Annotated in this window: 12 protein-coding genes; 7 read left to right on the top strand and 5 right to left on the bottom strand. The window is 50.7% G+C overall.

The genetic code is table 11. The features are described 5' to 3' along the window. The first annotated feature begins 59 nt into the window (after nt 1–59). From Q7V06_RS06190 to asnB, 5 genes are read left to right on the top strand one after another with little or no spacing between them, the layout of a single operon-like run. Nucleotides 60–1,304 carry a methanogenesis marker 15 protein gene (locus Q7V06_RS06190; protein WP_304839565.1) on the top strand — a complete coding sequence of 415 codons (1,245 nt, stop codon included), beginning with the start codon at nt 60–62 and terminating at the stop codon, nt 1,302–1,304. Between the two features lie 6 nt (nt 1,305–1,310). Beyond that, nucleotides 1,311–1,895 carry a methanogenesis marker 17 protein gene (locus Q7V06_RS06195; protein ID WP_304839567.1) on the top strand — a complete coding sequence of 195 codons (585 nt, stop codon included), beginning with the start codon at nt 1,311–1,313 and terminating at the stop codon, nt 1,893–1,895. Further along, nucleotides 1,892–2,830: a methanogenesis marker 7 protein gene (locus Q7V06_RS06200; protein WP_304839570.1), complete on the top strand. Its 939-nt coding sequence runs from the start codon at nt 1,892–1,894 to the stop codon at nt 2,828–2,830. The genes Q7V06_RS06195 and Q7V06_RS06200 overlap by 4 nt, the downstream gene beginning before the upstream one ends. 6 nt (nt 2,831–2,836) lie before the next feature. Continuing rightward, nucleotides 2,837–3,277, top strand: coding sequence for a carboxymuconolactone decarboxylase family protein (locus Q7V06_RS06205; protein WP_304839572.1), 441 nt, complete (start codon nt 2,837–2,839; stop codon nt 3,275–3,277). A 33-nt stretch (nt 3,278–3,310) separates the two neighbouring features. Continuing rightward, the gene (asnB, locus tag Q7V06_RS06210) at nt 3,311–5,146 is read left to right on the top strand and encodes an asparagine synthase (glutamine-hydrolyzing) (RefSeq protein ID WP_304839575.1); all 1,836 of its coding nucleotides are present in this window, start codon (nt 3,311–3,313) and stop codon (nt 5,144–5,146) included. On the opposite strand, the gene Q7V06_RS06215 is transcribed toward asnB, so the two are convergent. From Q7V06_RS06215 to Q7V06_RS06225, 3 genes are read right to left on the bottom strand one after another with little or no spacing between them, the layout of a single operon-like run. Continuing rightward, the gene (locus tag Q7V06_RS06215; RefSeq protein ID WP_304839578.1) at nt 5,143–5,394 is read right to left on the bottom strand and encodes a DUF5654 family protein; all 252 of its coding nucleotides are present in this window, start codon (nt 5,392–5,394) and stop codon (nt 5,143–5,145) included. The two genes, asnB and Q7V06_RS06215, sit on opposite strands and share 4 nt — an antisense overlap. Nucleotides 5,395–5,432: 38 nt before the next feature. Continuing rightward, nucleotides 5,433–6,929 (bottom strand): PKD domain-containing protein, encoded by a 1,497-nt coding sequence (locus Q7V06_RS06220; RefSeq protein WP_304839582.1) that lies wholly within the window; start codon nt 6,927–6,929, stop codon nt 5,433–5,435. Continuing rightward, nucleotides 6,929–9,103: a Yip1 family protein gene (locus Q7V06_RS06225; RefSeq protein WP_304839585.1), complete on the bottom strand. Its 2,175-nt coding sequence runs from the start codon at nt 9,101–9,103 to the stop codon at nt 6,929–6,931. Before Q7V06_RS06225 ends, Q7V06_RS06220 begins: the two co-directional genes overlap by 1 nt. 111 nt (nt 9,104–9,214) lie before the next feature. Between Q7V06_RS06225 and Q7V06_RS06230 the strand changes: the two genes are divergently transcribed. Then, nucleotides 9,215–9,793, top strand: coding sequence for a MerR family transcriptional regulator (locus Q7V06_RS06230; protein ID WP_304839587.1), 579 nt, complete (start codon nt 9,215–9,217; stop codon nt 9,791–9,793). Here Q7V06_RS06230 and Q7V06_RS06235 read toward each other — a convergent pair. Then, nucleotides 9,790–10,413 (bottom strand): HD domain-containing protein, encoded by a 624-nt coding sequence (locus Q7V06_RS06235; RefSeq protein ID WP_304839591.1) that lies wholly within the window; start codon nt 10,411–10,413, stop codon nt 9,790–9,792. The two genes, Q7V06_RS06230 and Q7V06_RS06235, sit on opposite strands and share 4 nt — an antisense overlap. Before the next feature lie 8 nt (nt 10,414–10,421). Next, nucleotides 10,422–12,527 (bottom strand): polyphosphate kinase 1, encoded by a 2,106-nt coding sequence (gene ppk1 / locus Q7V06_RS06240; RefSeq protein ID WP_304839594.1) that lies wholly within the window; start codon nt 12,525–12,527, stop codon nt 10,422–10,424. Nucleotides 12,528–12,670: 143 nt separating this feature from the next. Between ppk1 and Q7V06_RS06245 the strand changes: the two genes are divergently transcribed. Next, nucleotides 12,671–13,654: radical SAM protein (locus Q7V06_RS06245; RefSeq protein WP_304839598.1), on the top strand; the 984-nt coding region annotated here is incomplete at its 3' end.

Consider the following 13,654-nt stretch of genomic DNA (forward strand, 5'->3'; position numbering starts at 1 on the left):
GGTGTCTCCTTTGTTGCATCAATAAAGGCGTTTCTAAAGAGCCTAAAAGGAGATACAGCATGAGCAGACCTGTTCGGATCGCACAGCTCACCTGTGGGGCTGAATATTCCGGTGTTCAGAATGAACTCGCAAAAGCTGCAAAAGCTGTTGATGCCGAACTCTTCTACCCCGATGTCTCACTCCGCGACCTGAAGAAGAGCTTCGATGCATTCGGCCTTAATGTGAAGAGCCCCGATCTCAAACTCGCGATAGCCAGAGCAGAAGCACTGGTTACGGGCAGAGTTGATGCAGATGCCGTCTTTATCGGGAGTTGTTTCAGGTGTGCAGAGGCTGCCATCGTCAGAACTGAACTTCGCCGGTATATCCACTTGAACTCAACATTGCCTGTCGTCTCATACTCGTTCACCGAACGAACGACCTCAGGCACATTGCTCACACGTATGGAGGCGCTGACGACGATTGCACGCCGCCGTGCCCTCCTCGCACGTGAGGAGCAGTCCGGGATCACAATGGGAGTAGACTCAGGATCATCGACGACAAAATGTATCATCATGAAGGATAACGAGATCGTCGGGACCGGATGGGTGCCGACTATCGAGGTCGTAAAATCTGCTGATGAGGCAATAAAAAACGCCCTTTCGGAAGCGGGTCTTGTTATGGACGATATCGAGGCGATAGGAACAACCGGATATGGCCGTTATCTCATTGGAAAACATCTGAATGCGGATCTCATTCAGGAAGAACTGACCGTCAACTCAAAAGGAGCGGTATATCTTGCAGGTACCCAGCATGGCCCGGCGACTGTGATCGATATCGGCGGTATGGATAACAAAGCGATCTCGGTGATGGACGGGATTCCCGGAACATTCACGATGGGCGGCATCTGTGCCGGTGCAAGCGGCCGATTCCTTGAGATGACTGCAAAAAGACTTGGAATCGATATCACGGAACTTGGACCTCTTGCGATGAATGGCATGTCAGGCGGTGTTCCGATGAACAGCTACTGCATCGTATTTGGAACCCAGAGTCTTGTCAATGCCCTTGCAGCAGGAAGCACCCCTGAAGATGTTGCAGCTGCTGCCTGTCACTCAGTTGCCGAACAGGTCTTCGAACAGCAGCTCCAGGAGGTCGATATCCGTGAGCCGGTGATCATGGTCGGCGGCACATCACTGATTCAGGGTCTTGTCCGGGCGATGGGAGATCTTCTTCAGACCGAGATCGTCGTTCCGCACCATTCCCAGTATATCGGGGCAACCGGAGCAGCCCTCCTTGCATCAGGGTTCATTGATGAGAAGAAGGAGTGAACGCAGATGACGATGATGGATCAGTTCGAGGTTGAATGTTTCGAAGAGATCGGCCGGGACTTTTACAGGCAGATAACAGAGACCGTCCTTCTGGATCATAACCTGACATCAGTCGTCACAAAATTACGGATCTTCATCGATCCGAGACTCCCGATCTTTGTTGCCGTCGGAACAATCCGGGATGCCGGAGGATCAATCAGGGTCTCGGATATCGGATCGGTTCAGACACAGGGTGATTCGACCATCATCTCCATCAGAGACGAGACTCATCTGGCAAAGTTCCTCACCCGACTCTATGAAATCTTCGGCCATGAGCATATCGATCAGCCTGATCGGTTCACCGTTGTCATATCGGGCATAGAAATTCCAAAGGGTTTTGAGCAGCTTGAAGTAGTGAACAGGGCAGATACAGTCTTTCGTGACCTGATCTATGCAATGACGGTGATTGCTCCTGAAGGGTTCAAAGTACGGAGGGAGTCATATGGAAGAGATCAGTTCTTCTATGTCGCAAGCGAGAACACGCTTCCGGAACATGTGGTGGAGGATATCGTTGTCGGACAGTTTGCACAGATAGGGGAGGAACTGAGATGATCCTCATTCCAATCACCTACAAAGGAGGGGTGTACCGCCATGATGAGGTGGTGGACTACATTGAAGATCTCGGCGGTTATATCGTCCAGAAACACGATATCGCTCAGGAGATCGTACTTCAGGCACTGATACCAAAAGACGATGTCGAACGATTCAGGGATTTTATCCGACCCCTTGCCGGTGAAGTCACCGAGTCACCTCTTGTTGGAACAGAGATAGCAGTCGTCATACCGAGCCTTGAGATCCATCACCTCCCCCATTCAGCCTGCGATATCGCAGAGTATCTCAGGACCGTCGGTGCAAAGACCAATATGATCGGGCTTGCCAGAGGGTTTGGCAAACGCATCTCCCAGTTAAATGACGAGGAGCGTGATGTTATCAATGAACATGATCTTGCCATCTATGTCCTCGGTAACTTCGAGACCTGTATCGAGCAGAAGTTCAATGTTCTGAGGCGGGGTATTCGTGTACCTATCATCCTGACGGGTGCTCCACCAGTTGATGCACTGAAACGAATAACTGATCCACCAGCAGCCGGATATGTAGGTAACCTCGGCAGATTCATGCACAGGACCAGAACAGATGCTGACATCGGGAGGCTGGATGCAGTCATTGAAGAGGTGTCTCATGTACTCAGTGGTATTCGTGACGAACTAGCACAGGATCCCCTCTCCATCTCCCCTGCCAGACTGATGGAGGTTATTAAGGAGGGTGTGCCGGATATCGATTCGGTCTACTCCCCAACCCCTCTTACGGTCCAGCTCACCGGTCTCCGGGTAAAACTCCCGTTCACCCGGTATGCAGATCAGATCCGCTCACTCGTCGTTGAAGAGGGTATTCTGGTTGGTGATATCGCAGAGATCCGACCATCACGAATGCGTGATTACATATTGGTTCAGATCAAACCTTTTTCAGAGACTCATATCGTGGTGTAGGCGGAGATGGACTTCGAGGCTATTATTCAACGTATCAAAGAGGACGGATCGGATAAGACAGCACGTTGCTGGCTTGAACAAATCGAGAAGGAGTACGGTGCGGTTCCACTGATCTTTCAGAGGATGAGCGAACGGCCTGAAGTGCTCATCTCCCACCTGCTCTATAAGGGATCGGTCACCCAGCTCTCAACACTTGAACCGAAAGTGGTTGAGCTTATCAGCATGGCAGTCGGTGCGGCATTGAAATGCAGCCACTGTGTCGAATACCATATGAAGGCAGCGCAGGCAAAGGGCGCAACCCGTGAGGAGATCCTTGAGACGGTGCTCATCGCAGGCCTCCTTGCAAATGCTGCGGTTCTTGCAGATGCGTACCGGGTGGTGAACGGTGCTGAGTGTGGAGCAACATGCGACATCTCCGGCATTCCCAAAAAGAAAGATGATAAGTAGCCTTTTTTATACAATAAACACAGGATATCTGGTATGTGCGGAATAGCCGGCAATTATCGCTTTTTCAGTGGATCAGCCGATAAGGATCTGGTCAGGAAGATGAGCGAAATCCTCAGGCACCGGGGACCGGACGGAGGCGGCATCTTCACATCAGGCAGGGTCTCACTTGCACACCGCCGCCTTGCGATCATCGATCTCTCCGATGCCGGTCAGCAACCGATGGCAAACGAGAACGGAACCCTCTGGATCGTTTATAACGGCGAAATCTACAACTATATCGAGCTTCGATCCGAACTTATACACTGCGGACACCGGTTCTCAACAGAGACCGATACCGAAGTGATCCTTCATGCTTATGAAGAGTGGGGGGCTGGCTGCCTCTCCCGCTTTAATGGCATGTGGGCCTTTGCCATCTGGGATACAAGAGATGAGACCCTCTTCTGCGCCCGCGACCGTTTCGGGATAAAACCTTTCTACTATACCCATGTTGATGACGGCATACTCTTCGGATCGGAGATCAAAGCTCTTCTCCTTCACCCTGAAGTCGGAAGAACCCCCGATGACGAGATGGTCAGGACATTCCTCGCATGGGGTATCCATGATCATTCCGATCGAACCATGTTTGCCGGAGTATACCAGATCCCACCAGGCCACTCTGTCACCTTTACACCTTCAGGAACTGAAGGTCCCCTTCAATATTTTGACCTGACGGTAAATCCGGAGGTGCATTCTTCACCAGTGACCGATGAGACTGCTCCGGCGGCACTCTTCGGACTGCTTCTTGACTCTGTCCGTCTCAGGCTTCGATCAGATGTCCCGGTCGGGACATGCCTCTCCGGGGGGATTGATTCCTCAATAGTGACCGTACTCATCAACAGACTCATCCGAACCGACGCCCCGGAGAGTGTAGGAGAGCGGCAGAAGACCTTCTCAGCCTGCTTTGATGATCCAAAATCAGATGAAAGCCCGTACATGAAGATCATCCTTGATGCAACAGGAGCAGCTAATGAGCAGGTCTTCCCTGACGGTGATGAGCTTCAGAACGACCTGGCAACCCTTCTGTATATGATGGATGAACCGTTTGGCTCTCTCACCTGCTACTCACAGTATTGTGTAATGCGTTCTGCAAGCAGACAGGTTAAGGTCGTGCTCGACGGGCAGGGAGCAGACGAAGAGCTCGCAGGTTATATCGGATACGTGCCAGCCCTTGGAAGAGCGTTGTGGGACTCCGGAGACCACATTGCGGCACTCTCTGCATGGTACTATGCAATCACACGCCATCTGCCGTTCTTCCTTGATGCACGATCCCAGCTGGCGGTCAGGCAGCGCCGGAGAGGATGTATTAAAGGGGATTACCCAGTTATTAACCGATATGCCGGACCTCTTTCTACTATTCTGAAAAGGGAGATTCTCAAAACCAATCTGCCCGCACTCCTCCATTACGAAGACCGAAACTCAATGGCATTCTCAATCGAGGCACGTGTGCCATTCCTTGACTATCGTGTGGCAGAGTACATCGCCTCACTCCCTCTTGATCAGAAGGTCAGAAAAGGCGAGACCAAATTCCTGCTCCGTCAGGCGATCGAAGGGATCGTTCCCGAAGCCATCCGAAAAAGGACCGATAAGAAAGGGTTCTCAACACCAGAGGCCATCTGGATGAAGGATGTCCTTGCGGATCAGATGAGATCGCTCTTTTTGTCGGATCGGTTCCGTTCACGCCCATATTGGGATGGAGAACGGGTTCTTGAAGAATACCAGGCATTCCTCGATGGAAAGGCCCCTTATTCAACAGATCTCTGGCGTTTTGCCTGCGTGGAGCGATGGCTGATAATGTTCTTTGATAACCGGCCACCGATATCGGCAATTTAAGCCGATTTCCCCGTCTCCTCCTCACGCTTTGCCAATTCAGAAAGGCGTCCTATCCAGATGGTGGCAATGACCGCAATTATTGTGACAATAATTGCATATCCAAACATTGCAGGGAGATTCTCGGCAGTTCCAAAGACTTCACGGAATAGCGCCTGAATTGATGAGTTCCATGCGAGTGCTGCAACCAGCCCGAATGCTACAGTCATGAGGGCTCCAATCTTCCCGATGATCTCAGTTTTGATACTCATACCGAGGATCTGAACCAGATATGCAGATAAGCATATCGTCACTTTCCGATGAGTGCTCTGATGAGGTGTATATACTCGATAACTGCATCCTTTGGATTAATAAACGGAATGTCCGGAGTAAAATGTAACTCCGGGGCTTGATACAAGGGCTCCTCAATGGAACTGTTTGTCACATTTATCTCCCGCATCACGACCGGGGCAGGTGTTTCTTTCATCACAGTGACATAATTCACCCGTTCAAAGAGATCATAACCATACTCATTTCTGATCGTCAGTGAGACGGTGTAGATTCCTTCCCGTGTGTAGGTATGTGAAGGGTGACGGACATTACTGCTCGACCCGTCACCAAATTCCCAGATCCATATATCAGGATCTCCTGTTGACCGATCAGAGAACCTGATTGTAAGAGGGGCTGACCCAAATGTTCTATCTGCATCAAACCCGGCTTTTGGTGGGGTGAGGACGGTGATATAGCCGGTACGGGTGAGTGACCCTGCTATATCCGAGCCGGAGACGGTGAGTGAAACCTTGAATGTACCGGGATGGAGATAGGTATGCTGCGGGTTCTGAACAAGTGAGGATTTTCCGTCTCCAAAGTCCCATTTCCACTGATTTGGATGTCCACCGGAGATATCATGAAACTGAACGGCCAGTGGGGCACCCCCCTTCTGTACATCTGCTGAAAAATCTGTTTTCGGGCTTTTATCGATAATTATCAGATTATCTTTTGTCTGAGTGACCGCACCATAGGCATTCTGGACAGTTAGACCCACTGAGTAGACACCCGATTTGGTGTAGGTGTGTGTCGGGTGTCGAAGAGTTGATGTTGCACCATCACCAAAAACCCAGTTCCATCTGACGATGTCCCCAGTTGACTGATCGGTGAATGTAATTGTACATGGTGGCTCTCCACTCGTTTTACCAACGGAAAAATCCGCAACAGGGGGTGTTGTAACAGTGATATAATCTGACCATGTTTTGACATAACTCCCGGCAGGATTGAAAACCCTGAGGGTAACAGAGTAAGATCCGGGATCAGTGTAGGTATGTGTCACTTTCGGGCCGGTTCCGGTTGCTCCGTCACCAAACGACCAGTGCCAGCTCGTCGGCATGTTTGAAGATCTGTCGGTGAAGGTGACGGTGAGAGGGGAGGTTCCGGTCTGTGGAGTGGCGGTAAAATCCGGGTTTGGCACCGCTTCACTGTCATAGATCATCACCTCATAAGGGTTACTCTGTAAGCTCCGGCCATCGACCATCGTGTACAGGGTCACACGCCAGGTTCCATGCCGGTCAAACGTGATTGAGACCCTCTTCCCACTTCCAAGAAGAGCAGTTGTCCCGGAAGGATCTCCCACCTTTTGAAACTGCCATGACCATTCTGTTGCCTCCCCCTCATTCCCCGAGACCGAGCCTGTGAAGGTGATGGTGCCAGGAGCGACCCCGGTCATGGTGTCGCTTGCTATCATTACATTCACACCTGAGGCGACACTACAGATGAAAAAGAGAGAGAGAAAGCCAAGAAGGATGGATCGCATCAGAAGACACCACCAGTGAGCAGGATGGCCGCAAAGAAAACCCCCGCATATGAGATGACCGGTGGAAAGAATGATGCAGGTACTGAAAAGTCAAATGTCTTCCTGAGCGCACCTGAGACGATGATGACAGACCAGCATCCTGCCACAAGTACTCCTATGATCGGAATGAGTCCCGCTATTCCAAAAGGGAGAGTAGCGTAGAGGGTGATCCGGATAATCCCACCTAAACTTCCCTCCACTCTGCCGATGATGAGAAAAGCCAGAAGTGAAGCGATAAGAACCGCTACAGCAGCGGCACAGAGGATGGTTATGGTGAAGATGGCAAAGACCACCGGATCGGTTGTGAGTTCTGTTAAGATCGGGTAGAGGGTGGAATCTCCCCCTGATCTGTGAAGGAGGACTGATACTATTCCAAGACTTCCCAGGACACATACAAGAATCGAGGTGAGGAAGTAGATGACCGGTATCATGAGCGGATCATCCTTAAACCGGCCTGCCCCTGATGGTGCGATAAGAAATGTCAGAAATCGTCCATATTCCCGTCTGGGTCTGATGATGAGTGGATCATCTGACAGCATCTGATCGGACTCTCCCGGAATCCTCAGATCTCTCTCCGATGTGAGGCGAGTACCACAGAGATCACACCAGGGGCTCTCATAGGGGAGTATTGTACTGCAGACCGGACATCGATTAACCGGAGGCTTCTGGTCTTCTTCAGGAGGGTCAGGGAGCTCCTCCTCTTCATCCTCCTGAGGCACCTCACACTCCCGAACCTCGATCTCTATCTCAGATTCTTCAGTGACAACCACCTCATCGTCTGTCTCCTCAAACATTGGAGGGGGGAGTTCGTCTGCTGTCAGAAGTGAGATCCAGGAGTTTCTCTCACTTTCATCATCAAAGACGAAGATTCGACCTGAGATCTCTTTATCAGGCGAGATGATCGAGATTGCCATAGCGGGTTTACCAGAGAGATCAATCGTCGGAGATGCATCTAAGATCAGATGGGAGCGAAACTCTTCTCTGACAAGAACATCCCGGCCGCCCCCTTCATACACAAGCAGCCTCTTTGAAGTGAGGAGAAGACCGATCTCCTCGCCCTCCAGAGAGAGGCCGGAGCGCTGGCATATTGGGTACTCGGTCCGGCACTGATCCCGACGTAATCTCTTTTTGGAATCTGCAACAGTACCAAATGTTCCATCGATGATCCCCCTGACCATATCAGTAAAACGGTCACGTTCAGCTGTGCCACCCGATTTGTCCGGGAAACAGAGGACCATACGCCGGATACCGGTTGCCGTCTGAATAGCAAGAACCGCTGACTGAATACCATCAGGTGTGAACTCCGGGACGACATCAAAGAGTTCCGCCGCCCTGAATTCGCGAGGGGCACCATCACCGGCTTCAGGGACGAGCCTGATCAGATCAGATGATAGTTCAGCTTTGAATGGTACATCCTTGATGGTAATACCGGAGACAGAGTGAACAGGACCTGCTGCTTTTTTCATAACACCGGCAGTTTTTCCATTGATGATCCCAAGAATCAGATGAAGGGTCTGATCACGGGCAGATGATCCACCTGACTCTTGTGGGAAGGAGAGGATCATACGCTGTATACCTCCCTTCGTCTTGATTGCAAGGGTGAAAGACGGTAGATCACCATTATCTGCTTCGCATGCCGGATCGAAGAGGGCAGAACGGGGATATTCGCGGACAGGACCGTTCCCGGACTCGGGTGTCAGCGTAATCCCAAAAGATCCGATTCCGAGCCGAAATCGCAGTCCTTTTATCAGAACACCGGAGATGATTTTGAGAACCTCTTTTTCACACTGCCCGGACTTTGAATGGACACCGTTGATGATCCCCCTGACCTGTCTGATAAGGCGGTCACGGGCGGCTACTCCACCGGCTCCTTCAGAAAACGAGAGGACCATACGCTTAATCCCGCCGGATGTGTGTATCGCAAGAACAACCGATGGCAGACCATTACTATCAGTCTCGGAAGCCACATCGAAGAGGTTGGACTTTGAGAACTCGCGGGCGGGACCATCCCCTGAGTTTGGGCGGAGTCTGAAGAGATCATCCTGTACTGATACAAGAAACTGGTCATTCTTTATAAGAACACCATGATACTCGCAATCTGATGAACTAACCTGAGGTGTGATATGATCGTCCATTACTTTATTAATAAGATATATTCATACGCAGATAAGGTCTTTCTCCTCAGCAGGAAATGGTAAAATACAGATAGGGTGTACGCCTTTGACAGAGGAGAGGAAGAGGAGACTATGATGACAGACGAAGATAAACTCAGGATATCAGATATTGCCAGCCTCCTGTCACTCCCCGAAGATCTGGTGAGGCGATATGCAGATGAGTATGATGAACATCTCCAGCACCAATCGATCGGTAAGGTCAGAATATACAATAAAGGTGCAGTTAAACGATTCCGGGTTATCGCTGACCTCACCGCACAGGGAATGTCTCATGATGCGATCATACCAGTCCTTAAGGGAGGCAAAAAGATCACTGAATTTGCTCCTGATGAGGAGAGAAGGGATACACAATCCGGACCACCACCAACACCACCCGGATCGGATCTCCTCGATGAGATCGTCATCGCTGTCGCCAGAACCTCCGAATCGACCTCTCAGATTGAACACCGGGTCAGTGCGATACGTGACGGGATGGCTTCAGATACCGACCGTATACTCCATGAGATCAGACTCCTCAGAGAGGAGGTTGGGCAGTCAAAGACTGAACTCCGGACACTCTGGTCTCAGGTTAGAGAGCTTGAAGAAGATATTCGTGAACGTGAACTGAGGAAATCCTGGATTGAAAGGGTTGCAGAGAAGCTTTCACGCTAACAGGCAACACTCCATTCGATGACCACTTCACGATTGAAGACCCTGGAGAAGAGATCTGATCGCTGCATTCCATAGTCATACTCGGCATATCCATCTTTTCGTGATGAGCAGTGGATGATCACCTTCCGGGGGGAGATGGTGACGATAATATTCTCTACAAGAGACTGATGTGAGCGGTCAAGACCATCCGCTATCCTGAGGATGGAGGCGAGCACCATCACCTTCTCCCTGTTTTTTTCTTTTAATTCGGCGAATCTTCGATGCTTAAGAGAAGGGAGCGCTTTCCTATGATATCTGACAAGAAGCGATATCATACTCCGCTCTTTCTTACCAAGTGGTAGAGAACGATCACGAAAAACCAGTCTCTGACCGCTCTTATGGTGAGCGCTGCCTCCCTGACTCCATCCGATATCGTGCAGCAGCGATGCTGCCTGAAGAAGGAACCGCTCATCTTCAGAGAGGCCGTGGAGGGGGGAGAGTTGATCGAAGATCTGGAGGGCATTCTTCATCACCTGTTCATCATGGGATCGTTCCGAGTTGTGAGCGGCGGCGAACTCAAGGATCGGAAGAATCCTTCTCGTATTAGTCTCCTCCCGGAGTGGGGATATAGGCTGAATCATGAGGTATCTCACTGACTGGTTGTATCAGAAAGAGAAATACCCTTCTCCTCACGATGCCAGAATCCACGCGTTCTCAGGAACTGCTCCTGGCAGGAGATTGCATCCCCCATAACCGGCTCCGATCTCCCATCAGGAAGGAATTTCCAGCTTCCTTTCGAATCCTTCAGGTATCCGGGCAATAGATCTGAAAGAACAATCTCTTTAATCCAGGGGTCCTTTATCGGGAAGATGACCTCCACCCTCCGGTTCAGGTTCCTCGGCATCAGGTCTGCCGATCCGAAATAGAGGTCTTCTCTTCCTCCTGCAGAGAAGTAAAAGACCCTCGCATGTTCAAGGAACCTCCCGACGACCGAACGGGTCTTCGGACTTCCCGGACATGAACGGATACAGTTGACGCCACGAGTTATGAGATCGACCTGCACACCATCCTCTGATGCTTTTCTTAGGGCATCAATGATCTTTCTGTCAGAGAGTGAATTTACTTTAATGATGATCCTTCCATTACCTGACCGTTTCTGATACTTCCTCTCTTCTTCAATCCTTCTGATCAGATCATCCCTGAGCGAGATGACCGGGGCAACAAGGAGATCGGTAAACTCTGCCTTCAGGGTGTATCCTGTTAAGATATTGAAGAGGTTGACAAGATCTGATCCTATTGCAGCATCAGCAGTAAAGATGGCAAGATCCGAGTAGATCCTGCTGGTGGAGAGGTTGAAGTTGCCGGTTGAGAGGAAAGAGTACCTGACAACTCCACCTTCCTCCTTCCGTGAGACAAAAGCACATTTCGCATGGACCTTCAGGCCAACTGCACCATGAGTGACCAGCACACCCGCCTCTTTCAGAAGAGTCGCCCACCGGAAGTTCGACTCTTCATCGAAACTGGCCTTCAGTTCAACAACCACCTCAACCTGCTTGCCATTCTTCTTCGCCAGAATGAGAGTATCAATCACCGGGGAATGGGGGCCAACCCGATAGAGGGTGGTGCGAATCGAGAGGACAGACGGATCATCTGCGGCGGCACGAAGAAACAGAACAAATGCCTCAAATGAGTCATATGGTGTAAAGAGGAGTCGGTCATGCCTTCTGATTGATGAGAATATCGTTGATTCATCAGTAAATCCGGGGGGTAGGGTCGGCGTATAGGAGAGATACCGGAGATCCGGACGATCAAAGGGGATTTTCTTCAGATCAGCAAGTCCAAGAGGGGGTTTCTGGGTGAAGACGAGGTCGGGTATCAGCCCAAGCATTGTACTGATCTCGGTTGCCAGATGAAACGGCATTCCCTCCTCGACTTCCAGCCTCACCGGCTGCCTCGTCTGTAAGAGTTCTGCACCTTCTATGATCGCAACAGTGAGATCGGTGTCATCATCCCCTTTCAATTCAAGATCAGAGTCCCGTGTCACCCGGAAGAGGTAGGTCCCGGTAACCTCATCATCCGGGAAGAGGGATGCAGCATGATGTCGCACCACCTCCTCCACCAGGATCAGACCACCGGATGGTACCGGAATAAAACGGGATAATCGCTCTTCTCCGCCGCTCAGGCAGAGAATGACTCCTGACAATCTGCCGCCCCTCATCATCACTACGATATTCTCACATAGTTCTGAGAAGGGGGGGAAAGAGGACTTTCTGCCTATCGGAATGATGGCGATCTTTGGACGAATGGACTCTTCAAAGAATGCTCCAAAACCTGCCTTTTCATCAGAAGAAAGTTCATTCCACCCTTTCACAGGAATTCCGGCCTCTTCAAGTGCCACAAGGAGTTCTGTATGCCAGCAGTCTGCCATCTTCCGGTACAGTGGATAGAGCTCATCACGAATCGCACGGACCTGATCTGCCGGATGCATGCCATCAGGTCCGATATCCGGTTTATTCAGCCGAATTTCTTTGGCGAGTCCGGCAACCCTTACCATGAAGAACTCATCCAGATTATCAGCGACGATCCCAAGGAATGTAACCCGTTCGAGGAGAGGATTGTTCGGATCGGCTGCTTCTGCAAGCACCCGCCTGTTGAAGTCGATCCAGGAGAGCTCACGGTTCAGGTACGGGCATGCTGCACCGGGGCAGAGATCCTTCTTCTTCTGTTTCTCTGAAGGAAGAGGTATTTCTGTCATCGATTAACCTCGATTGAATGTGCAGGGTTATTTGAAGATCTGATAAGCATAGTGCCAGAACGATGCATTCTACAAAGATGAAGCTTTCCCTGTATATCCAGTTGCATTTTTCTCTTCTCACCCCGAATATATAAGAAGTCTCCATGGGATGTCACCTCTCAGATCCAATTCTCCAGATTCGGGACAAAAAGGTCTTTATCGAGACCTATGGGTGTACTTATAATACAGGTGATTCGGAGAAACTCGGAGTGATCCTCAGATCACAGGGGTGTGAGATCGTCTCATCGGCTGAGGATGCCGACTGCATTCTGGTTAATACCTGTATTGTGATCGAACGGACAGAGCGGGAGATGAGGAAGAGGCTTGCTGATCTCTCGGAAAAAGAACTCTATGTCACCGGCTGCCTGCCAAAGATCGATCCCGTATGCGGCGGGATGGTGATCGATCCTGACACCATTCATTCCCATTACCTGGAGGCCGGGATGCACGCAGAGGGTAATGTTGCTGTTCTGCAGATAGCACAGGGATGCCCCGGACACTGTACCTACTGTATTACGAGAAAGGCACGGGGGGCTCTTCTCAGCCATTCAAAAGAAGAGGTGGTACGTCAGCTTCGAGGCAGGATTGGTTCCGGTGCGGTAGAAGTTCAGCTGACAGCACAGGATCTTTCGGCATGGGGAATTGACAGTGGAGAAGAGCTTTCAGCCCTTCTCGATGCAATCAATGGAGTACCAGGGTCATTCCGGGTCCGTCTCGGTATGATGAACCCCGACACACTCCTGCCAATCCTTGGTAGATTCCTCTCCTCATGCAGGGATGATCGTATCTTCTTATTTTTCCATATCCCGATTCAGTCAGGATCAGATGCGGTCCTCAAAAGGATGGGACGACGGTACACACGTGATGATGTTATTACCATCATTCGAACCATCAAAACGGTATATCCGTCTGCCAGGATCTCAACCGACATCATCTGCGGATTTCCAGGTGAGACCGATGAGGATTTTATTGAGACGGTCGATCTTCTCAGGATTATCAGACCCGAGAAGATCAATATCACCAGGTACTCAAAACGACAGGGGACACCGGCTGCTGCCTGGTATGATATGCCGGATCGGTTCAAGAAA

The organism is Methanocalculus sp., assembly GCF_030651615.1.
Lineage (GTDB): Archaea > Halobacteriota > Methanomicrobia > Methanomicrobiales > Methanocorpusculaceae > Methanocalculus.